Raw genomic sequence first — 20,929 nt, 5'->3', positions numbered from 1 at the left:
GATGGACCAATGTCAAAGAAACAGGCAAATCTGCTTGATGTCCCGTTCCGAACGTCTGCTCGACCTCATCCAGTGCCTGCGCCGGCATCGCCGGCCGGTGAGCGGACAGGCGTTGGCCGATGAGCTTGGGATTTCGATCCGCACGCTCTATCGCGACATCGCCACGCTGCAGGGGCAGGGCGCGCCGATCGAGGGCGAGGCGGGGCTGGGCTATCTGCTCAAACCCGGCTTCATGCTGCCGCCGCTGATGTTCACCGACGAGGAGATCGAGGCCATCGTGCTCGGTTCACGCTGGGTCACCAAGCAGCCGGACCAGCGTCTTTCGGCCGCTGCCGCCAATGCGCTGGCCAAGATCGCGGCCGTGCTGCCGGACGATCTGCGCGAGGATCTCGATGCCTCGACCCTGCTGGTCGGGCCGCCGATGACGGCCATTGAAGGCATAGACCTCGGCGTCGTGCGGCAGGCCATCCGCAACGAGCGAAAACTCGGTTTTCTCTACCGCGATGCCGGCGGTGCTGCTTCGCAACGCGTCGTCTGGCCGTTCGCGCTCGGCTTCTTCGACAAGGTGCGGGTGGTGGTGGCGTGGTGCGAGATGCGGCAGGACTTCCGGCATTTTCGCACCGATCGCATTTCCGGCCTCAATCCTATCGATACGCGCTATCCCAGACGTCGCCAGGCACTGCTCAAGGAATGGCGAACGACGCTCGACAAGCCGCGCGGGCCATGACGGCTACTGCCAGAATCTGACAGTAGGCTACCCTATGTTCGCCAAGTCGAAACGCTGAAACAGCTTGGAGAGCAGTCATGGCACCCCCGAATTTCGTCATCCTCTATGTCGACCAGCCGCTCAAGAGCGGCGCCTTCTACAGCGCGCTGCTGGGGCGCGAGCCGGTCGAAAGCGCGCCGACCTTCGTGCTGTTCGTGCTCGAAAACGGCTTCAAGCTCGGCCTCTGGTCGCGCCATACGGTCCAGCCAGCGGCGGCAGCCGCAGGTGGCGGCGGCGAGATCGTGTTCGCGCTGGAGACGCCGGATGCGGTCGACGCGACCCATGCCGACTGGTCCGGACGCGGCTTGAAGATCCTGCAGACGCCGACCGACCTGGATTTCGGCCGCACGTTCGTTGCGCTCGATCCCGACAATCACCGTCTGCGCGTCTACTGGCTGTTTGACGGGCAACAGGCCAATGGGGAACAGAAATGAGCGTGTATTGGATCGCGGTCGCGTCGGCTGAGCATGTCCGGCGCGGCCGCAAGGGCGGCTTCATGCAGGTCAATCACGGCAAGGCGGCGCCGCTGCGCCGCGTCAAGCCGGGCGACGGCATCATCTACTATTCGCCGACCACGATTTTGGGCGAAAAGGACGGCCTGCAGGCTTTCACGGCAATCGGCACGGTACGGGAAGGAGAGCCCTATCAAGGCGAAATGGGCGGCGGCTTCACGCCGTTCCGGCGCGATGTCGATTGGATGACGGCTGAAGAAGCGCCGATCAAGCCGCTGCTCGACAGGCTGGACTTCACCGCCGGCAAGTCGAACTGGGGCTATCGGTTGCGCTTCGGCCTGTTCGAAATCACCGATCACGATTTTCGTCTCATCGCGGAGGCGATGAGTGCACAGGCGGCGGTGAGCTAGGCCTTCAGCGCGTTATAAACGGCAATGCCGGCGGCGAGGTCCTCGAGTGCCGCGCCAACCGACTTGAACAGCGTGATCTCGTCGACGACCTGGCGGCCCTTACCCTGGCCCCGCGCCAGTTCGTGCAAATCGGCGACGATGGCGTCCGGCTTCAGCACGCCGGAGGCCAAGGGCTGGACGATGTCGCCGGCCTCCTTGGTGGCGCCGGCGCGGGTGTCGACATAGACGCGGGCGCGGACGATCGCGTCGTCGTCACTTTCACGCATCGTCGGGGTGAAGCCGCCGACCAGGTCGACATGGGTGCCTGGCCGCAACAGCGCTCCCTTGATCAGCGGCGTGGTGGTGATCGTCGCCGAGGAAACGATATCGGCCTCGCCAAGTTCGGTATCGAGGTCGGTCGCGGCGCTGGCCGGGAAGCCGTCGGCGCGCAAATCGGCCGCGACTTTCTCGGCGTTGGCCGGAGTGCGGTTCCAGATGCGGATGGTCTTGATCGGCCGCACGGCCGAATGCGCCTTGGCCAGGAACGGCGACAGGGCGCCTGCGCCGACCACGAGCAGCCGCGAGGCGTCGTCGCGGGCAAGGTAGGACGCCGCCAGCGCCGAGGCGCAGGCGGTGCGCCACTGCGTCAGCCGCTGGCCGTCGATCAGGGCTTCCGGCTCGCCGGTTGCGCCATTGAGCAGGAGATAGAGCCCCATCACGGCGGGCTTGCCGATGGCGTTGTTGTCAGGCGAGACGGTGACGATCTTGACGCCGATATGGCCACCCATCGAGGTCCCGGCGGCGTTGAAATCGGTCCATGCCGGCATCAGCAGCAAGGTCGAGGCGGCGCCATCGGGCCGTTCGACCGCGTGATGATGCCTGACTGGCTGCACCGCACCCTCGCGGAATGCCGTGCGCAATGTCTCGACCAGTCCAGGAAAGGTCAGTGCATGATCGACCTCGGCGGCCGAAATGATCAGCATGAATAGCTCCGTGGAACGAAAGCCGCCGGCCGGCGGCTCAACTGGTCGGCTTTGGCAATGCCGACCCCTGGGCCGACCCCTGGGCCGGTCCTTGCGGCGCTGACGGTGCGCGGCTGACCGCCTGGCGCAGGTTTTCCGCCTCGACGCCGCGCTGGCGGGCCAGCTTGCGGTAGCGGCCCTGCTTGACCCAGGTCGCCAGGCTGCCGACGATCATGCCGATGGCGAGCGCCAGGAACAGGAAGATGAACAGCGGCAAGGTGAGCGTCAGCTTCGGATTGCCGGGGTTGAACGGGTCCAGCGTGAAAGCGACGAGTTCGCGGTTTGCGACGGCCAGCGCGATCAGGACGATCGCCAGGGGCACGAAGACCACGATGAGCATGAAACGATTGAGCATTGTGTTTTCCGTCGGAAGCTGGCGCTGAAACCGCGCCTACTTGCCGCCGTTCAGCCTTTCGCGCAGTTCCTTGCCGGTCTTGAAGAACGGCACCCATTTCTCCTCGACCTCGACGGATTCGCCGGTTCGCGGGTTGCGGCCGGTGCGGGCGGGGCGATTTTTGACCGAAAACGCCCCGAAGCCGCGCAACTCGACCCGGTTGCCTTCGGCAAGGGCGTCGGTGATCTCGTCGAAGATCGCGCCGACGATGTTTTCGACGTCGCGCAGGAAAAGATGCGGATTGCGCGTGGCAATAATCTGCACAAGTTCAGACTTGATCATCAGACGGGTCCCCGTGAAAGCAGTTCGGTCGAAATTATGAGGATGATTTTATTGGCTTTTTCAGCTGTTCCAAACGGCGCTCAAGGGTGCCAGACAGAAACGAGGCCGTCAAGAAACAAGCGGTCGGCGCCAAGTTCGTGGATGACATCGCTGCTGTAGTCCGGCAGGCCGAGCGCGCTGCCGATTGTTTTCACCATGGCTTTTGACCAAAGGAAGCCGCCGCGGCTGTCCGTATTCTTCCATTCGACCACCTTGAGCTTGGCGTCGACACCCTTGGTCGCCAGCCAGTCGATCGCCTCGGTTTCGCCGCCGACGGCGTCGATCAGCCCGTTGGCGACACCCTGGCGGCCGGTGAAGATCGATCCGTCGGCAAGCGCCAGCGCCTGTTCGCGAGTCATCTTGCGGCGTTCGGCGACGATGCCGACGAACCAGTCGTAGCTGTCGAGGATGAGCTTGCGGACCATGGCGCGCTCGTCGTCATTGGTCGGCTTGAAAGGAGAGGGCGAAGCCTTGAGCGGCGAGGATTTCACCTCTTCCAGCTTGATGCCCAGCTTGTCCATCAGGCCGCTAACGTCAGGATACTGGATCAGCACGCCGATCGAACCGACGATCGAGGTCTTGCGGGCGACAATGTGGTCGGCGGCACTTGCGATCATATAGCCCGCCGATGCGGCGAGCGTGCCGACTTCGGCCACGACCGGCTTGTCGCCGGCGACCTTGCGCACTTCCTCGTAGATCGATTCACCGCCGACGGTGGTGCCGCCGGGTGAATCGATCGCCAGGATCACGCCCTTCACCTTCGACGATTTGCGGATTTCCTCCAGCCGCTTGATCAGTTCCTCGTCCTCGGTGATCGTGCCTTCGATTCTGACCTTGGCGATATGGTCGACAGCCGAGCCGCCAATATCGTCGCGATAGAACCAGGCCGACAGCGCGATCACGCCGAGGGCCACGATGCCGAGGGCTGCAACACGCCAGAATGTCAGCTTGCGCCGCAAACGGCGGCGGTCGATCAGGTCGTCGGCTCTCAATGCCATGGTCAGCCTCACAGTCGGCGGGAAGAGACGCTTTTAGACCATGATGTCTTCGCCGGGAAGCAGTTCCGTCTTGCCCATGGCGCGGCAATCCGCCCGCGTCGATCCCGGCACTGTCAGTTTTGTGACTGGCCTGCGCAAGGTACGCGCGGTAAGGGGAGAAACGGCAGTGATGAAAAAACGGCGCAGGCGCGCCCATTTCTGCTATGAAGTACCGGCTGTTGTGCCGACCTCGTTTTCGTTTGTACAACCATTGTTGTCACATTTTTGCGGTTTTCGTGGGCTTGTGCTTGCTTGAGAGTGCCGGCCCCCCACCTATAGGCGGTGTTCCCTGGCGGGCAGGGTCTGGAAGAAAGCAGTCATGTTAGCGCGATCGAATGAACCGACCAGCCCCGAGACGGAGTTGGCTCCCCCGGCGGATGGCTGGACGCGGGGCGATGCGTTCGACCGCGCCCAGCGTCATTCGCGCCGCGTGCGCGTGCTCAAATTCGCCGTACCCCTGGCCGCGGCGCTGATCGCCGTCGCCTTCCCGGTCTATTCCTATCTGGCCGCCCCCGTCTCCGTCGCGGTGCAGTCGGAAGGTGCGGCCTTTTCCAACGGCAAGCTGGTCATGGCCAATCCCAAGCTCAACGGGTTTACCAAGCAGAAGCAGCCTTATTCGATGACGGCCCTGCGGGCGATCCAGGATGTCAACACGCAAGGCATCATCGAACTCGAAGGCATAGACGCCAAGGTCCCGGTCGGGCCGGACAATATCGCCGCGATCAAAGCGTCGCACGGTATTTACGACCGCGACGGCAATACGATGAAAATGACCAGCGACGTCATGATCACCACGACCGACGGTATGCAAGCCAAGTTCAAATCGGTCTTCCTCGACATGGGCAAAGGCACTATGAAGACGGACGATCCCGTCGACGTCAGCAGTGGCGGGTCGCAGATCACAGCGGATTCCCTGTCGGTCCAGGACAATGGCAAGATCCTGGTGTTCGAGAAGAGGGTGCGCGTCAACATCGATCCCGCCAGCGTGAAGGCGGCTGAGGCAAAGGGCGAAGAAGCGAATGTGGCACAATAGTTCGACACGGCTTGCAGCCGCAACTTCGGCGCTGCTCCTGCTGGGACTTGTGCCAGCGCTGGCGCAGTCGGGTGCCAGCAGCCAGGTGTCCGGGCTCAAACTGTCCGGCGACCAGCCGATCCAGATCGAAAGCGACAAGCTGGAGGTCCGGCAGGCCGAGAGTCTCGCCGTGTTCACCGGCAACGTTACCGTCGTCCAGGGGCCAACCTTGCTCAAGGCCGGCAAGATGATGGTCTATTACGTCAAGGATCCCAACGCGGCCGCCAAGGGTACCGAAGCGGCGGGTGCCGCGATGACCGGCTCCGCCAACATCGATCACCTCGAAGTCAGCAGCAAGGTCTACATCAAGTCGAACGACCAGGTTGCGACCGGCGACAATGGCACCTTCGACATGAAGACGCAGGTGCTGGTCCTGTCCGGCAAGGAAGTGGTGCTGTCGCAGGGCCCCAACGTGCTCAAGGGCTGCAAGCTGACCGTGCAAATGAAGACTGGTCTTGCCAACGTCGACGGCTGCGGCGGCCGTGTGATCATGTCGATGACGCCGCCGCCGAAGTCGGATGCGCCGAAATCGGGAGCGACGAACCCCTGATGGCCAGCCTGTCATCGCTGACGGCGCGTCTCCCGGGACGGGCCGCGGCTAAGGTTTCGGCCCCGGCCACGATCACTGTCGACAAGGCGAAGTTCAAGGGAACCTTGATCGCCAAGGGCCTGACCAAGAGCTACAAGGGCCGCAAGGTGGTCAGCGGCGTCACGCTCGGCGTGCGTGCCGGCGAGGCCGTCGGGCTGCTCGGCCCCAACGGCGCCGGCAAGACGACCTGTTTCTACATGGTCACCGGCTTGGTGCCGGTGGATGAAGGCACGATCGAGATCGACGGCTTCGACGTCACCTCGATGCCGATGTACCGCCGTGCGCGCCTCGGCATCGGCTATCTGCCGCAGGAGGCGTCGATCTTCCGCGGCCTCAATGTCGAGCAGAATATCCGCGCCGTGCTCGAAGTGGTCGAAAAGGACCGCAAGGTGCGCGAGCGCAATCTCGACGAACTGCTCGAGGAATTCCACATCAGCCACCTGCGCAAGGCGCCATCCATGTCGCTCTCCGGCGGCGAGCGGCGGCGCCTCGAGATCGCGCGTGCGCTGGCGACCCGCCCGGCCTACATGCTGCTCGACGAGCCCTTTGCCGGCATCGATCCGATCGCCGTCGCCGATATCCAGCAGCTGGTGCGCCACCTCACGGCACGTGGCATCGGTGTCCTCATCACCGACCACAATGTGCGCGAGACGCTTGGCCTGATCGACCGTGCCTACATCATCCATGCCGGTCAGGTGCTGACCCATGGCCGCGCCGACGAAGTGGTAGCGAACCCGGATGTGCGGCGGCTTTACCTCGGCGAGGGTTTTACGCTCTGATGCTTTTTTCCTGCGCGGTCGCGGCGCGGGACCGTTCCCGGGAATATGCCATAAGCGTGAAATTTGTTTCCTGACACGATTTTTTGTGTGTGACGGCCCGATTTTCGGCGATTTTGCTCCAGGATAACGCTCCGGTAAGCGGCTTTTGCTAGGGTTTGCCTTGACAAGCAAAAGCCGGGCCAGTTTCTATGCCCGGCTGCCGAATTCATTTCGGCAAGCGCGGACGCGTAGAGGAGGCGTTTGAAACCGAACCATGGCCTTGGCGGCGAAACTACAGCTCAGACAGTCGCAGTCGCTGGTGATGACGCCGCAGCTGATGCAGTCGATTCGGCTGCTGCAGTTCACCCATGTCGAGCTTGAGCATTTCATCGACGAGGAGATCGAGCGCAACCCGCTTCTGGAGCGCGCAGAGCCGCAGGATGACGCCGCGAGCGACCAGGCGCAGAAGATCGACGCGGAGCCGCAGGCGGCCGCCGAGGGCGACTGGTTCGAGACCGAGGCGGGGTGGAGCGCCGAGGCGATCTCGGAAAAACTCGATACGTCGCTGGAGAACCTGTTTCCCGACGATCCCGGCACAAGCGAGCGGCTCGGACCCGACCTGACGGCGCAATGGAAATCGGCTTCCGGCAATGGCGGCGGCTCCTCGTCCGAGGGGCTCGATGCCGGCGACATGGCAGCCAGCGCCATCACCTTGCGCGACCATGTCGGCGAGCAGATCGCGCTCGCCTTCGTCGATCCCGCGGCACGGCTGATCGCAGGAGAACTCGCCGATGGCCTGGACGAGGCCGGCTATGTCAGGGCCGATCTCGAGGAGATCGCCACGCGTCTGGGCACCGATGCGGCGAGCGTGGCCAGAGTGCTGACGGTGTGCCAGACTTTCGAGCCGACCGGTCTGTTCGCCCGCGACCTTGCCGAATGTCTTTCGCTGCAGCTTGCGGCGCGTGACCGTCTCGACCCGGCGATGAAGGCCCTGGTCGCCAATCTCGAGCTTCTGGCGCGGCGTGATTTCCAGACGCTGAAACGGATCTGCGGCGTCGACGAGGAGGATCTGCTCGACATGCTGGCAGAGATCCGGGCACTCGATCCACGCCCGGGCATGGCGTTTTCGGGCGGTGCCAGCGACGCCATCGTCGCCGATGTCGAGGTGCGCGCGGCCAATGACGGCAGCTGGACGGTCGAACTCAACGCCGAAACGTTGCCGCGCGTGCTGGTCGACCATATTTATTTCGCCCAGGTGTCGCCGCATGCGAAGAACCAGGCGGAAAAGGATTTCCTGGCGGAGTGTCTGCAAAACGCCAACTGGCTGACACGCAGCCTCGACCAGCGGGCAAAGACGATCCTCAAAGTGGCCTCCGAAATCGTGCGCCAGCAGGATGCGTTCATGGTCCATGGCGTGCGCCAGCTGAAGCCCCTCAATTTGCGCACGGTGGCCGACGCCATCGGCATGCACGAATCGACCGTCAGCCGTGTCACCGCCAACAAATACATGCTGACGCCGCGCGGCGTGTTCGAGCTGCGCTATTTCTTCACCGCCTCGATCGCCGCATCGGGCGGCGGCGACGCGCATTCCTCGGAAGCGGTGCGTGACCGCATCAAGCAGCTGATCGACGAGGAGAAACCCGTCGATGTACTTTCGGATGACGCGATCGTCGACATGCTGAAGGAAAGTGGCGTCGATATCGCCCGGCGTACGGTCGCCAAGTACCGGGAAGGCATGAATATTCCGTCTTCCGTGCAGCGCCGGCGCGAGAAGCGGGCGCTCGCCAGCGCCGGGCGTTAAGGCGCTTACGATTTTCCACAGATTTCGAGCTTCATTGACAAGCCGCGGGGAAGTGGCTAGAAGCCCGCCCGCATGAGACGGGCCCGATGCCCGCTAGCGGATGGTCCGTCACGACAATGGCCTCGGGACGGTCAAAAAGGCGGCTTGTGATCAACCGGAAAGTTCGGATTTAAATCGGCGCGAGTGACGCCGCAAAGCTTGTGCGCACGGATCACGAGTATAAACTCGGGCCAGTTTGAAGCCTGAGCAAGGAAGGTCAGTTTTCAGATGAATCTGCGCATATCGGGAAAACACATGGATATCGGCGATGCGTTCCGCACACGCATCAACGATCGTGTCGGCGAAGCGATCGGCAAATATTTCGATCGCGGCTTTGCGGGACACATCACCGTCATCAAATCGGGCTCGCGCTATTCGGCGGATTGCATGATCCGGCTGGATTCCGGCGCCTCGCTGCAGGCCACGGGCGATGCCCAGGATCCGACGCTGGCCTTCGAGGCCGCGGCCGATCGGCTGGAGACCCGGCTTCGGCGCTACAAGCGCCGTCTCAAATCGCACAATTCGGGCAATGGCAATGGCGATTTGACCGACATCGCCTATACGGTGATGGCGCCGCTCGCCGATGACGACGAGGAGATCCCGGAGGATTTCGCGCCGGCCATCGTCGCCGAATCAACCATGACGCTGAAGACCATGTCGGTGGCCTCGGCGGTCATCGAGCTCGATACCAAGGACAGTCCGGTGTTCGTTTTCCGCAACGCCGGAACCGATCATCTCAATATCGTCTATCGCCGGCCCGACGGAAACATTGGCTGGATCGACCCGTCCACGACCAAGGTCGCACAGGGATAAACGCCAGCCGCACGAGGGGGTGGGGACTGGTGACGGCAGGCGAACAAGGGATTTTCAAGCATGGATCTGAGCGATCTTATCAGCGTTCCGGCGATTTTGCCGGCGTTGAAGGCGAACTCCAAGAAGCAGCTTCTGCAATTGCTTTCCGAACGGGCGGCGGCGATTTCGGGCATTCCGGAGAGGGAAGTGTTCGACACCATCCTGCAGCGTGAGCGGCTGGGCTCGACGGGCGTCGGCAATGGCATCGCCATTCCGCATGGCAAGCTCGCTGGGGTGAAGCGCATCGCCGGTGTTTTCGCCCGGCTGGAAACGCCGGTCGATTTCGAGTCGCTGGACGACCAGCCTGTCGATCTGGTGTTTCTGCTCCTGGCGCCGGAAGGGGCGGGCGCCGATCACCTGAAGGCCCTGTCGCGCATCGCACGCGTGCTGCGCGACGCCGACACTGTGGCTAAGATCAGGGGGACGCGCGACGCCACGGCGATCCACGCGTTGTTGTCGGACACGCAGGCCTCGCACGCCGCCTGAAGCCGGATTTTGAAGAGATTGCCAAGGGCCGCCGCGAGCGGCCCTTTTCGTTTCAGCCGACCGGCCGCTTTAATGAATGGCGACGGTGGTCAGGTCGTTTTCCATGGCGCCGGCCAGTGCGCGGTCACGCGCGTCGGAAAGCAGGATCGGCTGGCCGTTGGCGGCAAACAGTGCCCACAGCTCCATGCCGGGCGCGATTTCACCGATGTTCGGGAAGCGGCCGAGCAGTTCGTCGCTCGAGACCTTGCGCAGATAAGCGACCGAGCCTTCGCCGAGATGGGCGAATTCGCCATTGGTCATGGTGACAGTTTCAGTTCTGGTCATTTCAAGCCTCCTTGGCGCGAGGACGCCGCTCAAGGCCATCCCGCATGAGAGCCATCGGTAAAGATCAGTCTTTCACCGATATGTTTATTTTCCGTACCAGCCGTTCGGACTCCGGCCGATCGAGGTCGATCGACAAAAGGCCGTTCTTCAGCTCCGCCGCGATCACCCGCATGCCGTCGGCCAGCACGAAACAGCGCTGGAACTGGCGTGCGGCGATGCCGCGATGAAGGAACTCGCGCTCGGTATCGTCGGTCTGACGGCCGCGCACGACCAGCTGGTTTTCCTCCGTTGTCACATCGAGATCGCTTTCGGCGAAACCGGCGACAGCGAGCGTGATGCGCAGCCTTTCGGACTTGCCGTCGGCGCCGCTGAGGCGCTCGATGTTATAGGGAGGGTAGCTGTCACCGGACTTCGCCAGGCGCTCCAAGGTCTTTTCCATGGCGTCGAAACCAAGGAGAAGCGGGCTGGAGAAAGGCGTCATTCGGCTCATGTTACACTGTCCTCTCAAGAGCGACATAAACTGGAAAAACCCAGATGGCATTTTTCCCGATGCTCTTGATATGGTCCGCCCCACGACCAAGTTCAAGCCACCACAAGACCCGCCCAAAAAGACCAGGCCTTGGACTCACAGGAATAATCGACATGGCGCTTGAAACGACGCGCGGATGCAAGGAAAAGCGCCGGGTCGTCCTTCAGGCGCGCGATCGATCCGGTGAGCTCACGGCCTCCCAAACAAGGAATTGAAATGCCCCAACCACGCAAGATCATCATCGACACCGATCCCGGTCAGGACGATGCCGTCGCCATTCTCCTGGCGCTTGGCAGCAGCGAACTGGAGATCGTCGGCATATCAGCCGTTGCCGGCAACGTGCCGCTGAAGCTTACCGAGAAGAATGCCCGCAAGATCTGCGAACTGGCCGGTCGGCCTGAGATCAAGGTCTATGCCGGCGCCATCCGTCCTTTGGCGCGCACGCTGGTCACCGCTGAGGAAGTGCATGGCAAGACCGGCCTCAACGGGCCGCAGCTGCCCGAACCGACGATGAAACTGCAGGAGCAGTATGCCGTCGACTTCATCGTCGAGACGCTGATGAAGGAAGAGAGCGGCACCATCACACTCTGCCCGCTCGGGCCGCTGACCAACATCGCGCTGGCGCTGATCCGCGAACCGCGCATCGCGCCACGCATCAAGGAAATCGTGCTGATGGGCGGTGGCTTCTCCGAGGGCGGCAACGTCACGCCCGCGGCCGAATTCAACATCTATGTCGATCCGCAGGCCGCCGACCTGGTGTTCAAGTCCGGCATCCCGATCGTGATGATGCCGCTCGACGTCACCCACAAGGCGCTGACCACCACCAAGCGCACGCAGGCCTTCCGCGCGCTCGGCACCAAGGTCGGCATCGCCACCGCCGAGATGCTGGAATTCTTCGAGCGCTACGACGAGGGCAAATACGGCACCGATGGCGGCCCGCTGCACGACCCCTGCGTCATCGCCTATCTCCTGAAGCCGGAGCTGTTCAAGGGCCGCAATTGCAATGTCAGCGTGGAGACCGCCTCTGAGCTGACCATGGGCATGACCGTGATCGACTGGTGGGGCGTGACCAAGCGGGAAAAGAACGCCATGGTGATGCGCGACATCGACCATGACGGCTTCTTCGCGCTGCTGGTGGAGCGGCTGGGGCGGCTGTAACACTTCCACCCCCGATGCAAATGGTTAGCCCAGAGCATAGAGCTTTTGGGCATGTCTCAATCGGGAAACCGGTAGGAGACGGCGCCATTGTCGCGCGTGACGCGTTCGATGCTCGCATCTGACCCAATCAGATGCGAGCGGTCGTCGTCGATGAGCACGTACGAGCCATCATTGAGAGCAAGTACATAGCGGATGTACCTACCGTCTCTCCATTGGGCACTTTTAATCGTTGCATCGATGGCACCAACTGACCGGATCGGGCTTGCGTCGTTGGCCCATTGGTTTGCCGCCAACATGAGCATAACTGCAAACGCACCGATGAAAAGGATCACGGTAGGCGCGTTCTTCTTCAAACCATCCCAAGTCCAAAAGACAGGCATGAATCCCCCGATGCAGATTCATGTGGTAGTGGGCGAGCACGGTTTCAATCGGTTGCCATTCCAGGGCGCTGCAACTCTTTGCGGCGCCGGCCTAGCGGCCGCCTTTACTTCGATCTTGAAAACGCCAGCCACAGGCCGCCGCCGACCAGGAAGCTGCCGCTGATCCTGGACATGAGCTTGATGCGGCTGGCGGACAGCAGGCGTCCGGCGCGGCTGGCAGCGAGCGCATAGCTCGAATCCGACAGGGCGGCGAAGATCATGGCGGTCAGGCCCATGACGACGATCTGCAGCGTGTAATTGCCCTGCGGCGCGATGAACTGCGGAAAGAAGGCGCCGAAGAACACCAGCGTCTTGGGATTGCTCAGCGCCACCAGCAGGCCCTGCAGGAAGAAGCCGCCGCGCGGCTTCCTCGCGGTGCCGTCGGCATTCAGCGTGCCCTTGGAGCGGAACATCTGCACGCCCATCCAGATCAGGTAGGCGGCACCGATCAGCCGCACCCATTCGAACCAATGGCCCATGCCCGCGATCAGCGTGTTGAGGCCGATGCCGACGATCGCGATCATGATGGCAAGCCCGGCCTGCGTGCCGGCGACATTGGCAAGGCCGGCGCGGGCGCCATGGCGGATGCTGTTGGCGATGATCAGCGTGACGGTCGGGCCGGGCACCAGGATGATGACGATGCAGGCAAGGACATAAGCGGCGTAGAGTTCGAGCGACATGATTTTTCCCTTGGAATGCTGTCGATCCAGCAGGCGACAATCAATGCATGGCGACAGGCTCCGCGCAAGCCATGCGCGAAGCGCCGGGCCGCTACACGCGCGTCAGGCGCCGGCCTGCCAGGGCAGTGTCGCCTCATAGGCGGCCGCCGCCCTCAGCACGGCGAGGTCGCCGCGCGGCCGGCCGATCAGCTGCATGCCCATTGGCCGGCCCCTGTCGTCGAAGCCGACCGGCACGTTGACCGCCGGGCAGCCGCCCAGCGTGGCGAAGGCTGAAACCTGCATCCAGCGGTGATAGCTGTCCATCGGCCGTCCAGCGACCTCGCTTGGCCAGTGATTGCCGATCTCGAAGGGGAAGACCTGCGCGGTCGGCAGCGCGATCAGATCGAAGCGGTCGAAGATCGACAGCAGCGTGCGATGCCAGGAGGTACGGATCACCGAGGCGGCGCGGATCTGCGGCGCCGTCAGCCGCATGGCATTCTCGATCTCCCAGATCGCTTCCGGCTTCAGCAGGCCGCGCCTGGAAGGGTCGTCGTAATGGACCTTGAGGGCGCAACCGCTGCTGGCCTGGCGCAACGTGACGAAGGCCTGCCAGAGCGCTTCGAAATCGAAATCCGGGAGCAAGGGTTCAACCGTGAACTGGTCCTCGAACCGACCGAGTGCCGCTTGGCACAGATCGAGAATGCCCGCTTCGATCGGCAGATGACCGCCGAGGTCGCCGAGCCAGGCGATGCGGCCGCCAGTCGAGGGCGGTGTCAGCCCTTCGAGGAACGAGCCCGGTTTCTCATAGGACAGGGGCGCCTGCGGATGGTAGCCCGCCTGGACATCGAGCAGCAGCGCCATGTCGGCGACGTTGCGGCCCATCGGGCCCTCGACGCCCATCTGCGCATGGAAGACCTCAAGATCGGGTCCGGCGGGCACAAGCCCTTGCGACGGCCGGAAACCATAGACATTGTTCCAGCCTGCCGGATTGCGCAGCGAGCCGCCGAAGTCGCTGCCGTCGGCGACAGGCACCATGTCGAGTGCCAGCGCCACTGCCGCACCGCCGCTCGAACCGCCGGCGGTGAGCGCCGGATCGAAAGCGTTCAGCGTCGGCCCGAAGACGTTGTTGTAGGTGTTGGATCCCAGCCCGAATTCGGGGACATTGGTCTTGCCGATGATGATGGCGCCGGCGTCGCGGATGCGCTCGACGAAGAAATCATCTTCCTGCGGCACGAAATTGGCGAAGATCGGCGAGCCGAAGGAGGTCCTGAGCCCGGTGGTCGAGGCGAGGTCCTTGATGGCGATCGGCAAGCCGAAGAGTGTTCCGGTTTCACCTTCCCGCCTGCTGTCGGCGGCATCGGCCTCATGCAGGATGTCGCCGCGGTCTCGCAGCGAGACGATGGCGTTGACCAGCGGGTTGACCGCTTCGATGCGGTCGAGGAAGGCCGTCACCACCTCGCGCACGGAGAGTTTCTTGCAGCGGATCGCGCCGGCAAGCTCGATGGCGGACAGGCGGCAGATATCGCCGGCCGGCGGCACGGCATGTTTCGTCTCAGGGCGCATCATTTCAACTGACTTCCTGCAAGGCCTGGTCGACATCCCTGGCCTGCGGGATCGCCGGCTGCGCGCCGGGTTTGAGACATGCGAGCGAGCCCGCCGCACCGGCGCGCGCCAGCGCCTTGTCGAGCGCAAGGCCGGATGACAGGCCGGCCGCGAAGTAGCCGCAGAAGGTGTCGCCGGCGCCGACCGTGTCGACAGGCGTGATCTTCATGGCCGCAACGGTCAGGAAATCGCTCGGCGTCGCTGCCATGACGCCGTCGCCGCCGAGCGTGACGACGATGGTGCGGCCGGTTTTCGCGGCGAAGTCGCGCATGCGTGCCGCACGGTCGCGGCCGTTCAGCGCCAGCGCCTCGCCATAGAGGTCGAACTCGGTCTCGTTGGCGACCGCATAATCGGCCTTGCCGAGGAAAGCCGCGGCGTCGCCTTGGAAAGGGGCGGTGTTGAGCACCGTGATGGCGCCGGCGGCCCGCGCCTGGTCGAGCGCCGCATCGATGGTCGCCAGCGGAATCTCGTGCTGGAGCAGCACGACATCGCCCTTTTTCAGGAAGGTCTTGGAAAGGTCACCAGGCACTACGGAAGCATTGGCGCCGGGGACCACGGCGATGATGTTCTCGCCGTCGTTACCGACCATGATCAGCGCCGTTCCGGTCGAGGCAAAGGTTTCCGCCACGCCGGACAGATCGACCTTGGCCTCGCGCAGCAATGCCAGCGCCTCGGTGGCGAAACTATCCTTGCCGACGGCGCCGACCATGCGGACCGGGACACCGGCGCGCGCGGCGGCCAGCGCCTGGTTGGCGCCCTTGCCGCCGGGCGCAGTGGAGAAACCGGAACCGCTCACCGTTTCGCCGGGGCTCGGCAAGCGGTCTACTCTGGCGATAAGGTCGAGGTTGATCGAGCCGACGACGACTATCAAGAAAGCACCTCCCTGCCACCGCTGGCCGGAAATCAGGATCGACTTTCGGAAAGCACGATGTGGATCGAATATGGGCGAACTTGTGCATCAGTATGAATGCGCCGTCACCCCGGTTGCGCGGGAAGCTAGCGCGTCATGCGATGACTTGCCAGACCATGTGGGTATCAAAGAGGCGATTTGTCGCTTCACTCGCAGCGCACGGTGACGATGCCCTGATAGGTGCCGGCGGGAAAGATACCGCTCGACTTGGTGGCGGTGAGATCGATCTGCATGGGGTGGGTGCCGTTGGTGACCCTTTGCGGCACGCTTCCATTGACGTCGGCCCCCGAGCCGTCGAGCCGGTAGACCGAAGCGAAGGTCACGCTGGTGCCGCCGCCGCTCGGCGCGGACGAGAATGCGGCTGGCGCCGGCGCCGAAACCGAATAGCAGTCCAGCAGATTGAGAATGGTGCACAGCAGGGAGCTTGCCACGATGGTGGCGCTGGCGCTCGATCCGCCTGCCTGCTTGGAGCCCAGTATGCTGATGGCCGGATTTGCGGTCATCGTCCCCGACGCACCGACCATGATGGTGCAGGTGCCGATGATCGCCGCCGGCGCAGGCTGGCAGCAGCCGGCAAGTGCGGCCATCGCAAGCAGCGTGCGGCTATTTCTTCTTCCTCTTTTTCTTGCCATCGCCATTTCCGGTCCTGATGCTCCAGCCTTCGTTGGCCCACCCGGGCGACGCGGCCGCCGTGGCGGGAGCGGGAGCGCTGGCGGCCACGCTTCCCGTCGGGCCGTCGCCGCCGAGACCCATTTTGAGCAGTTTCAACTCCAGTTGCAGGCGCTGGACCTCAAGTTCGTAGAGGCGGCTGCAGTCGAGACGCGTCGGTGTACGTCCGATCGGGATCACCACCCGGCCATAGGTCGCGACGCCATTGTCCGTCTGGTTGTTGCCTCTGATGACGCCGAGATCCATATAGGCACCGGAACCGGAAACGGCGGAACGGCAAGTGGTGCCGTCCGCGGCATGGACCTCGTCCTGGCCCTGGGGCAAGGTGACACCGGGCAAATTGAAGCCGTTCTCGTTCTGGTTGAGATTGTAGATCTGGTCCTGGGCCTGGGTTGGAACGGTGCTTGTCACAGCAGCCGCGAGTGCCAGCGTCAGGATTTGCGATGTCCAAAGAACTTTCCGCATATCTGCGCCCTTATCTGCGTCTGCTGGTTGGGAAAGGGGATGCTTTCGGTACAGATACGCACTTTACGCTCGGCAGCACCGCCGAAGGGCACGACCACAAGGACAGGGCGGGAGGCCTGGGCGCCGAGTTGGAAGGCAGCCGGTGCTATCCTGGCGTCTACCGGCTGGAAATCCTGATCGTAGACGTGGATTTCGACCTTGATCTTCTGGTCGTAGGGATTGGCGGGGAAGACGCGGACAGCAAAGACGTCGGTGAAACTGTTGACCTCGCCTCGCATCGGCGACATCGACTGGGCCGCCGCGGCAGCAGGGATCAGGCCGGCGGCCAGCGCCGCCGCCAGGGTTCGAAAAAGTGTCACGGATGCCTCCTTCCCGGGCGCTACTCGCAGCGAAGCGTTACCGTTGCCTGATAGTTTCCGTTGGCGAAGCGGTTGCTGCCGCCCTTGGTGCCGGCGAGATGGACCGAAACGAGGTCGGCGCCCGGTGTGCTGATGGCGGTCGCAGAACCGGTCTCGACGATGGAGTGGGCACCGGCGGAAGAATAGGTTGGCGTCCAGGTGGTCGATGTCGTGTCGGCTGACGGTACCGTCGTTGCGGTGACCGGATCGACGCTCAGCGACACCCCGCCCGTCGTCGTCAGCGTGACGGTTCCGGCAGAGCCGCCGCTGTTGTGGGAACTGAGGGTCTGGAGGTCGGGGCTGACCGTCATCGTGCCATTGGTGGCGATGACAAGCGTGCAGGTCGGGGTGATCGTGCCATTGAAAATGACATTTTGCGTCGTAGCCAATGCAGGCTGGCCCAGACATGCGACCAGCAAGGTTGCACCGAAGGCGGTGCGAAACAACTTCATCGAGACCTCCTATTAAGTCGGATTGCCCGAATTAACAGGAGTCATGATCGCTTTATCGTGGTTAATTTAGCGTAAACTCAAATAACGTTGCCGAAATAACCCCATATAAAACCGAAGGTTGTCCCCGGTTGTATCGCCAATTTTCCGACAAAATCCAAGTAATACTTAATACTGATAGAGTTGTGTAAATTTCTTCGCGGAAAACTGGAAAAACGATATTTACGACGACACTTGTCCCGCCTCCCAGCCAAGGATGGCGCGCTTGCGGGTCAGGCCCCAATGGTATCCGGTCAGGTCGCCGGACTTGCCGATGGCGCGGTGGCAAGGCACGACGAAGGACAGCGGGTTGGCGCCATTGGCGGCGCCGACCGCGCGGCTGGCGCTTGGCGCGCCGATGCTGGCGGCGATCGAGGAATAGGTACGGGCCTTGCCCATCGGAATCTGCAGCAGCGCCTCCCAGACGCGGACCTGGAAGTCGGTGCCGATCATGACGACATGCAGCGGCTGGTCGGGACGCCACAGCGTCGGATCGAAGATGCGCGCGGCGTAAGGACCGGTGGCAGTCATATCCTCGACATAGATGGCGTTCGGCCAGCGGCTGGACATGTCGGCGAATGACGCACGTTCCTCGCCGGGGTCGCTGAAGGCGAGGCCGGCAAGGCCACGGTCAGTGGCCATGATCAGGGCGGTGCCGAAAGGCGAGGGGTGATAGCCGTACCGGATGGTGAGGCCGGCGCCGCGCGTCTTGTAGTCGCCCGGCGACATCGCCTCATGGGTGACGAACAGGTCGTGCAGCCGGCCGGGACCGGACATGCCCAGTTCGAAGGAGGTTTCGAGCAGCGGCATGCCGGAATCGAGCAGCCGTCGCGCATGGTCGAGCGTCACCGCCTGCAGGAAGGCTTTCGGCGACAGGCCGGCCCAGCGGGTGAAGAGTTTTTGCAGCCCTGTCGGCGTCTCGCCAACCTCTTCCGCAAGCTCCTCGAGCGAAGGCTGGTCGCGATAGTCGAGGCTGATCTTCTCGATGGCGCGGCGCACGATCTCATAGTCGCTGCCTTGCGGCGTGATGTCCTTCTTGAGGACGGCTGTCTGTGTGCTCATCGAACTGTCTCCTTGGTCAGGAATATCGCCCCTTGGGGCGGCGATCGCCACCCGAAACTTGCCTTCTTGCCGCGCATACCCAGATAGACTCGGGGTTTCGTGCCAGGAGTCGCTCATGGCTGGCGAGAAAGTGCATCTGACAGGGGCAAAGGAAACCTTGCTGATGACGCTCTATGGCAAGGCGCTGGAGAGCCGGCTGGCGCATTCGCTGCTCGGGGATCATTTCGCCGATGAGGCGGTGCGCAAGATCGACTATGATTTCTCCAGGCTCAAGGTCGACGAGAATCTCGGCATCGGCCTGGCGATCCGGGCCAAGACACTGGACGTTCGTGTCGAGGACTTTCTGGTCAGGAATCCCGGCGCCATCGTGCTGCATCTGGGCTGCGGGCTCGATACGCGCATCTTCCGTGTCGATCCGCCGCCGGGCGTGGACTGGTTCGATGTCGACTATCCGCAAGTCATCGAACTCAGGCGCAAGCTCTACCCATCCCGCGACCACTACCATCTCATCGCTTCGTCGGTGACCGAGTCCGGCTGGCTGGCCGACGTGCCCCGCAACCGCCCGGCCATCGTCGTGGCGGAGGGGCTGACGCCCTATCTACCCGCAGACGAAGGGCTGCGCCTGGTTTCGCGGCTTGTCTCGCATCTTGCCGGCGGCGAGCTGATATTCGACGCCTACAGCCATTTCGGCCTGACGCTGCTCCGCCTCCATCCGTCCTTGCGGGCGACGGGCGCCGAGGTTCATTGGGCGATCGACGATCCGCACGAACTGGAACTGGCGGTTCCGAAGCTGCGCTTCATAGAGGATATTTCGGCCTACAAGCCTGAACACGCCGCCCGCATGGGCTGGTCCGCCAAATTGTTCGTTCGCCTGTGGAAACACATTCCGGCGCTGCGCAAGATCGGCAGGCTGCTGCGCTACCGGTTCTAGATTCAGCGCGCCTTGGCGGTCGCCAGCGCTCGCGAAAAGGCGGTGGCAAAACTCTCGCGGGACTCGGGATCGAGAAAACCGCCGATCGGCACGTTCTGGCCCTGCGCTTCCACCGTCATCCGGGTGATGCCGATCTCGGCGTGACGGGCGACCGAAAACCGCGCCCAGAACGGGTTGAAGCGATGTGCTTCCGACTTTCCCGAGGGGGCTGTCTTGCGGATGTCGAGGCTGGTGTGTGAGACCGACACTTCCTCTCGGGCACGGGCGGCCCGGTAATTGGCGCGGAAGGCGATGTAGACGGCGACCACGTCGAGGCCGAAGAAGCCGAACACCGGCCAGGCGCCCCGCGACAGGAAAAACGCGCCGGTCACCAGCCAGCCGAACGACAGCGCGCCCATCAGGATCAGGAAGCCTGTCCTGCCCAGCGAACGGTGTGGGGTCAGCAATGCGTGAAAGAAGGGCTCGTCAGCCTGGAACGAGGCGTTTGTGTCGCTCATGACGGGATATTATAGGAGGGAAATGGCGAGCCCCAAGTCGAAAGATTCTTCCATGCCCAAAAATGAGCCGTTGCCGGGCCGGCGCGATGGTTCGAACGCCAAGCCGCGCCCCAGGCCGGTGCGGCGGACTTCGCGCTACAGTCCGGCCGAAGTGCACGAGATATTCCGCCGCTTTTCGGTGCAGCGGCCGGAGCCGAAGGGCGAACTCGAACATGTCAACGCCTTCACGCTGCTGGTGGCGGTGGTGCTGTCGGCGCAGGCGACCGACGCCGGCGTCAACAAGGCGACGCGGGCGCTGTTCCAGGTGGCCGACACGCCGCAAAAGATGCTGGCGCTGGGCGAGGCCAAGGTCGGCGAGTACATCAGGACCATCGGTCTTTGGCGCAACAAGGCCAAGAACGTCATCGCGCTGTCGGAGGCGCTGATCCGCGACCATGGCGGCGCGGTGCCCGATGACCGCGACGAGTTGGTCAAACTGCCCGGGGTCGGGCGCAAGACCGCCAATGTCGTGCTCAACATGGCGTTCAGCCAGCACACGATGGCGGTCGACACGCATATTTTCCGCATCGGGAACCGGCTCGGCCTGGCGCCTGGCAAGACGCCCGAACAGGTCGAGCAAGGGCTGCTGAAGATCATCCCGGACGAATATATGCGCCATGCCCATCACTGGCTGATCCTGCATGGCCGCTATGTCTGCAAGGCGCGCAAGCCGGATTGCCCGGCCTGCGTCATTGCCGATATCTGCAAGGCTGCGGAGAAGACCACCAGCACTCCAGCGCCGCTGGTGCCGATCGCTCCGCTCGATCCGGTAGACGAAATCCAGGCCCAAGCCTGACCGGG

Annotated in this window: 28 protein-coding genes; 12 read left to right on the top strand and 16 right to left on the bottom strand. The window is 63.3% G+C overall.

What is annotated here, in order from left to right; genetic code table 11:
* Nucleotides 1-37: 37 nt before the first annotated feature.
* From AC1DPX_RS20940 to AC1DPX_RS20930, 3 genes are all read left to right on the top strand, one after another.
* On the top strand, nucleotides 38-727 hold the full coding sequence (locus AC1DPX_RS20940) for a helix-turn-helix transcriptional regulator (protein ID WP_477239268.1): 690 nt from the start codon (nucleotides 38-40) through the stop codon (nucleotides 725-727).
* 77 nt (nucleotides 728-804) lie between these two features.
* On the top strand, nucleotides 805-1,200 hold the full coding sequence (locus AC1DPX_RS20935; RefSeq protein ID WP_202357873.1) for a VOC family protein: 396 nt from the start codon (nucleotides 805-807) through the stop codon (nucleotides 1,198-1,200).
* Complete coding sequence (locus AC1DPX_RS20930; RefSeq protein WP_477239266.1) at nucleotides 1,197-1,628, top strand: EVE domain-containing protein; 432 nt, start codon at nucleotides 1,197-1,199, stop codon at nucleotides 1,626-1,628. Before AC1DPX_RS20935 ends, AC1DPX_RS20930 begins: the two co-directional genes overlap by 4 nt.
* On the opposite strand, the gene lhpI is transcribed toward AC1DPX_RS20930, so the two are convergent.
* From lhpI to sppA, 4 genes are all read right to left on the bottom strand, one after another.
* A complete protein-coding gene (gene lhpI, locus AC1DPX_RS20925; RefSeq protein ID WP_202357875.1) occupies nucleotides 1,625-2,590 on the bottom strand; it encodes a bifunctional Delta(1)-pyrroline-2-carboxylate/Delta(1)-piperideine-2-carboxylate reductase in 966 nt (321 codons plus the stop codon). The genes AC1DPX_RS20930 and lhpI overlap by 4 nt on opposite strands.
* 37 nt (nucleotides 2,591-2,627) lie before the next feature.
* On the bottom strand, nucleotides 2,628-2,984 hold the full coding sequence (locus AC1DPX_RS20920) for a DUF1049 domain-containing protein (RefSeq protein ID WP_202357876.1): 357 nt from the start codon (nucleotides 2,982-2,984) through the stop codon (nucleotides 2,628-2,630).
* A gap of 36 nt (nucleotides 2,985-3,020) precedes the next feature.
* Entirely contained in the window at nucleotides 3,021-3,305 is a 285-nt protein-coding gene (locus tag AC1DPX_RS20915) for an integration host factor subunit beta (RefSeq protein ID WP_006200394.1), read from the bottom strand.
* A gap of 80 nt (nucleotides 3,306-3,385) precedes the next feature.
* A complete protein-coding gene (gene sppA, locus AC1DPX_RS20910; RefSeq protein ID WP_202357877.1) occupies nucleotides 3,386-4,342 on the bottom strand; it encodes a signal peptide peptidase SppA in 957 nt (318 codons plus the stop codon).
* Between the two features lie 358 nt (nucleotides 4,343-4,700).
* Here sppA and lptC point away from each other — a divergent pair, with 358 nt between their 5' ends.
* The 6 genes from lptC to ptsN all read left to right on the top strand — a co-directional run bounded on the left by lptC (nucleotide 4,701) and on the right by ptsN (nucleotide 9,978).
* A complete protein-coding gene (gene lptC, locus AC1DPX_RS20905; RefSeq protein WP_202357878.1) occupies nucleotides 4,701-5,414 on the top strand; it encodes an LPS export ABC transporter periplasmic protein LptC in 714 nt (237 codons plus the stop codon).
* Entirely contained in the window at nucleotides 5,401-6,003 is a 603-nt protein-coding gene (locus tag AC1DPX_RS20900; RefSeq protein WP_202357879.1) for an LptA/OstA family protein, read from the top strand. The genes lptC and AC1DPX_RS20900 overlap by 14 nt, the downstream gene beginning before the upstream one ends.
* Nucleotides 6,003-6,821 (top strand): LPS export ABC transporter ATP-binding protein, encoded by an 819-nt coding sequence (gene lptB / locus AC1DPX_RS20895; protein WP_019861197.1) that lies wholly within the window; start codon nucleotides 6,003-6,005, stop codon nucleotides 6,819-6,821. Before AC1DPX_RS20900 ends, lptB begins: the two co-directional genes overlap by 1 nt.
* 253 nt (nucleotides 6,822-7,074) lie before the next feature.
* The gene (gene rpoN / locus AC1DPX_RS20890; protein WP_477239264.1) at nucleotides 7,075-8,601 is read left to right on the top strand and encodes an RNA polymerase factor sigma-54; all 1,527 of its coding nucleotides are present in this window, start codon (nucleotides 7,075-7,077) and stop codon (nucleotides 8,599-8,601) included.
* Between the two features lie 267 nt (nucleotides 8,602-8,868).
* Nucleotides 8,869-9,453: a ribosome hibernation-promoting factor, HPF/YfiA family gene (gene hpf / locus AC1DPX_RS20885; RefSeq protein ID WP_477239262.1), complete on the top strand. Its 585-nt coding sequence runs from the start codon at nucleotides 8,869-8,871 to the stop codon at nucleotides 9,451-9,453.
* Nucleotides 9,454-9,513: 60 nt separating this feature from the next.
* On the top strand, nucleotides 9,514-9,978 hold the full coding sequence (gene ptsN / locus AC1DPX_RS20880) for a PTS IIA-like nitrogen regulatory protein PtsN (protein WP_010911486.1): 465 nt from the start codon (nucleotides 9,514-9,516) through the stop codon (nucleotides 9,976-9,978).
* A gap of 69 nt (nucleotides 9,979-10,047) precedes the next feature.
* Here ptsN and AC1DPX_RS20875 read toward each other — a convergent pair whose 3' ends face one another.
* Both AC1DPX_RS20875 and AC1DPX_RS20870 read right to left on the bottom strand, forming a co-directional pair.
* Nucleotides 10,048-10,302: a BQ00720 family protein gene (locus AC1DPX_RS20875; protein ID WP_202357881.1), complete on the bottom strand. Its 255-nt coding sequence runs from the start codon at nucleotides 10,300-10,302 to the stop codon at nucleotides 10,048-10,050.
* A 64-nt stretch (nucleotides 10,303-10,366) separates the two neighbouring features.
* A complete protein-coding gene (locus AC1DPX_RS20870) occupies nucleotides 10,367-10,792 on the bottom strand; it encodes an Hsp20 family protein (protein ID WP_202357882.1) in 426 nt (141 codons plus the stop codon).
* A gap of 255 nt (nucleotides 10,793-11,047) precedes the next feature.
* Between AC1DPX_RS20870 and AC1DPX_RS20865 the strand changes: the two genes are divergently transcribed.
* Nucleotides 11,048-11,989, top strand: a complete 942-nt coding sequence (locus tag AC1DPX_RS20865) for a nucleoside hydrolase (RefSeq protein WP_477239260.1) — start codon at nucleotides 11,048-11,050, stop codon at nucleotides 11,987-11,989.
* Between the two features lie 56 nt (nucleotides 11,990-12,045).
* On the opposite strand, the gene AC1DPX_RS20860 is transcribed toward AC1DPX_RS20865, so the two are convergent.
* From AC1DPX_RS20860 to AC1DPX_RS20820, 9 genes are all read right to left on the bottom strand, one after another.
* On the bottom strand, nucleotides 12,046-12,369 hold the full coding sequence (locus AC1DPX_RS20860) for a hypothetical protein (RefSeq protein ID WP_477239258.1): 324 nt from the start codon (nucleotides 12,367-12,369) through the stop codon (nucleotides 12,046-12,048).
* A gap of 104 nt (nucleotides 12,370-12,473) precedes the next feature.
* Nucleotides 12,474-13,088 carry a LysE family translocator gene (locus tag AC1DPX_RS20855; protein ID WP_096450214.1) on the bottom strand — a complete coding sequence of 205 codons (615 nt, stop codon included), beginning with the start codon at nucleotides 13,086-13,088 and terminating at the stop codon, nucleotides 12,474-12,476.
* 102 nt (nucleotides 13,089-13,190) lie between these two features.
* On the bottom strand, nucleotides 13,191-14,633 hold the full coding sequence (locus AC1DPX_RS20850) for an amidase (protein WP_477239256.1): 1,443 nt from the start codon (nucleotides 14,631-14,633) through the stop codon (nucleotides 13,191-13,193).
* Between the two features lies 1 nt (nucleotide 14,634).
* Nucleotides 14,635-15,540, bottom strand: a complete 906-nt coding sequence (locus AC1DPX_RS20845) for a ribokinase (protein WP_202357886.1) — start codon at nucleotides 15,538-15,540, stop codon at nucleotides 14,635-14,637.
* A gap of 185 nt (nucleotides 15,541-15,725) precedes the next feature.
* On the bottom strand, nucleotides 15,726-16,211 hold the full coding sequence (locus tag AC1DPX_RS20840) for a hypothetical protein (protein WP_477239254.1): 486 nt from the start codon (nucleotides 16,209-16,211) through the stop codon (nucleotides 15,726-15,728).
* Nucleotides 16,183-16,713, bottom strand: coding sequence for a hypothetical protein (locus tag AC1DPX_RS20835; RefSeq protein ID WP_477239252.1), 531 nt, complete (start codon nucleotides 16,711-16,713; stop codon nucleotides 16,183-16,185). The genes AC1DPX_RS20840 and AC1DPX_RS20835 overlap by 29 nt, the downstream gene beginning before the upstream one ends.
* On the bottom strand, nucleotides 16,680-17,000 hold the full coding sequence (locus AC1DPX_RS20830; protein ID WP_477239437.1) for a hypothetical protein: 321 nt from the start codon (nucleotides 16,998-17,000) through the stop codon (nucleotides 16,680-16,682). The genes AC1DPX_RS20835 and AC1DPX_RS20830 overlap by 34 nt, the downstream gene beginning before the upstream one ends.
* Before the next feature lie 92 nt (nucleotides 17,001-17,092).
* The gene (locus tag AC1DPX_RS20825; RefSeq protein ID WP_202357890.1) at nucleotides 17,093-17,563 is read right to left on the bottom strand and encodes a hypothetical protein; all 471 of its coding nucleotides are present in this window, start codon (nucleotides 17,561-17,563) and stop codon (nucleotides 17,093-17,095) included.
* A gap of 219 nt (nucleotides 17,564-17,782) precedes the next feature.
* Nucleotides 17,783-18,661, bottom strand: coding sequence for a methylated-DNA--[protein]-cysteine S-methyltransferase (locus AC1DPX_RS20820; RefSeq protein ID WP_202357891.1), 879 nt, complete (start codon nucleotides 18,659-18,661; stop codon nucleotides 17,783-17,785).
* Nucleotides 18,662-18,776: 115 nt separating this feature from the next.
* On the opposite strand from AC1DPX_RS20820, the gene AC1DPX_RS20815 reads away from it, so the two are divergent.
* Nucleotides 18,777-19,592, top strand: a complete 816-nt coding sequence (locus tag AC1DPX_RS20815; RefSeq protein ID WP_202357892.1) for a class I SAM-dependent methyltransferase — start codon at nucleotides 18,777-18,779, stop codon at nucleotides 19,590-19,592.
* A 2-nt stretch (nucleotides 19,593-19,594) separates the two neighbouring features.
* On the opposite strand, the gene AC1DPX_RS20810 is transcribed toward AC1DPX_RS20815, so the two are convergent.
* A complete protein-coding gene (locus tag AC1DPX_RS20810) occupies nucleotides 19,595-20,089 on the bottom strand; it encodes a DUF2244 domain-containing protein (protein WP_202357893.1) in 495 nt (164 codons plus the stop codon).
* Nucleotides 20,090-20,111: 22 nt separating this feature from the next.
* Between AC1DPX_RS20810 and nth the strand changes: the two genes are divergently transcribed.
* Nucleotides 20,112-20,924 (top strand): endonuclease III, encoded by an 813-nt coding sequence (gene nth, locus AC1DPX_RS20805; RefSeq protein WP_477239250.1) that lies wholly within the window; start codon nucleotides 20,112-20,114, stop codon nucleotides 20,922-20,924.
* Nucleotides 20,925-20,929 lie beyond the last annotated feature (5 nt).

The organism is Mesorhizobium sp. 01N446 (assembly GCF_056399285.1).
This window is presented reverse-complemented; position numbering and strand designations above follow the sequence as displayed.

What these genes read in the sequence shown, in the direction of transcription:
- AC1DPX_RS20920 (WP_202357876.1), bottom strand. Translation starts at nt 2,984, where the DNA reads ATGCTCAATCGTTTCATGCTCATCGTGGTCTTCGTGCCCCTGGCGATC.
- AC1DPX_RS20815 (WP_202357892.1), top strand. Translation starts at nt 18,777, where the DNA reads ATGGCTGGCGAGAAAGTGCATCTGACAGGGGCAAAGGAAACCTTGCTG.
- sppA (WP_202357877.1), bottom strand. Translation starts at nt 4,342, where the DNA reads ATGGCATTGAGAGCCGACGACCTGATCGACCGCCGCCGTTTGCGGCGC.
- AC1DPX_RS20930 (WP_477239266.1), top strand. Translation starts at nt 1,197, where the DNA reads ATGAGCGTGTATTGGATCGCGGTCGCGTCGGCTGAGCATGTCCGGCGC.
- ptsN (WP_010911486.1), top strand. Translation starts at nt 9,514, where the DNA reads ATGGATCTGAGCGATCTTATCAGCGTTCCGGCGATTTTGCCGGCGTTG.
- rpoN (WP_477239264.1), top strand. Translation starts at nt 7,075, where the DNA reads ATGGCCTTGGCGGCGAAACTACAGCTCAGACAGTCGCAGTCGCTGGTG.
- nth (WP_477239250.1), top strand. Translation starts at nt 20,112, where the DNA reads ATGGCGAGCCCCAAGTCGAAAGATTCTTCCATGCCCAAAAATGAGCCG.
- AC1DPX_RS20855 (WP_096450214.1), bottom strand. Translation starts at nt 13,088, where the DNA reads ATGTCGCTCGAACTCTACGCCGCTTATGTCCTTGCCTGCATCGTCATC.
- lptC (WP_202357878.1), top strand. Translation starts at nt 4,701, where the DNA reads ATGTTAGCGCGATCGAATGAACCGACCAGCCCCGAGACGGAGTTGGCT.
- AC1DPX_RS20825 (WP_202357890.1), bottom strand. Translation starts at nt 17,563, where the DNA reads ATGAAGTTGTTTCGCACCGCCTTCGGTGCAACCTTGCTGGTCGCATGT.
- lptB (WP_019861197.1), top strand. Translation starts at nt 6,003, where the DNA reads ATGGCCAGCCTGTCATCGCTGACGGCGCGTCTCCCGGGACGGGCCGCG.
- AC1DPX_RS20935 (WP_202357873.1), top strand. Translation starts at nt 805, where the DNA reads ATGGCACCCCCGAATTTCGTCATCCTCTATGTCGACCAGCCGCTCAAG.
- AC1DPX_RS20835 (WP_477239252.1), bottom strand. Translation starts at nt 16,713, where the DNA reads ATGCGGAAAGTTCTTTGGACATCGCAAATCCTGACGCTGGCACTCGCG.
- AC1DPX_RS20865 (WP_477239260.1), top strand. Translation starts at nt 11,048, where the DNA reads ATGCCCCAACCACGCAAGATCATCATCGACACCGATCCCGGTCAGGAC.
- AC1DPX_RS20840 (WP_477239254.1), bottom strand. Translation starts at nt 16,211, where the DNA reads ATGGCAAGAAAAAGAGGAAGAAGAAATAGCCGCACGCTGCTTGCGATG.
- AC1DPX_RS20940 (WP_477239268.1), top strand. Translation starts at nt 38, where the DNA reads ATGTCCCGTTCCGAACGTCTGCTCGACCTCATCCAGTGCCTGCGCCGG.
- lhpI (WP_202357875.1), bottom strand. Translation starts at nt 2,590, where the DNA reads ATGCTGATCATTTCGGCCGCCGAGGTCGATCATGCACTGACCTTTCCT.
- AC1DPX_RS20915 (WP_006200394.1), bottom strand. Translation starts at nt 3,305, where the DNA reads ATGATCAAGTCTGAACTTGTGCAGATTATTGCCACGCGCAATCCGCAT.
- AC1DPX_RS20820 (WP_202357891.1), bottom strand. Translation starts at nt 18,661, where the DNA reads ATGAGCACACAGACAGCCGTCCTCAAGAAGGACATCACGCCGCAAGGC.
- AC1DPX_RS20875 (WP_202357881.1), bottom strand. Translation starts at nt 10,302, where the DNA reads ATGACCAGAACTGAAACTGTCACCATGACCAATGGCGAATTCGCCCAT.
- hpf (WP_477239262.1), top strand. Translation starts at nt 8,869, where the DNA reads ATGAATCTGCGCATATCGGGAAAACACATGGATATCGGCGATGCGTTC.
- AC1DPX_RS20900 (WP_202357879.1), top strand. Translation starts at nt 5,401, where the DNA reads ATGTGGCACAATAGTTCGACACGGCTTGCAGCCGCAACTTCGGCGCTG.
- AC1DPX_RS20810 (WP_202357893.1), bottom strand. Translation starts at nt 20,089, where the DNA reads ATGAGCGACACAAACGCCTCGTTCCAGGCTGACGAGCCCTTCTTTCAC.
- AC1DPX_RS20830 (WP_477239437.1), bottom strand. Translation starts at nt 17,000, where the DNA reads ATGTCGCCGATGCGAGGCGAGGTCAACAGTTTCACCGACGTCTTTGCT.
- AC1DPX_RS20860 (WP_477239258.1), bottom strand. Translation starts at nt 12,369, where the DNA reads ATGCCTGTCTTTTGGACTTGGGATGGTTTGAAGAAGAACGCGCCTACC.
- AC1DPX_RS20870 (WP_202357882.1), bottom strand. Translation starts at nt 10,792, where the DNA reads ATGAGCCGAATGACGCCTTTCTCCAGCCCGCTTCTCCTTGGTTTCGAC.
- AC1DPX_RS20850 (WP_477239256.1), bottom strand. Translation starts at nt 14,633, where the DNA reads ATGATGCGCCCTGAGACGAAACATGCCGTGCCGCCGGCCGGCGATATC.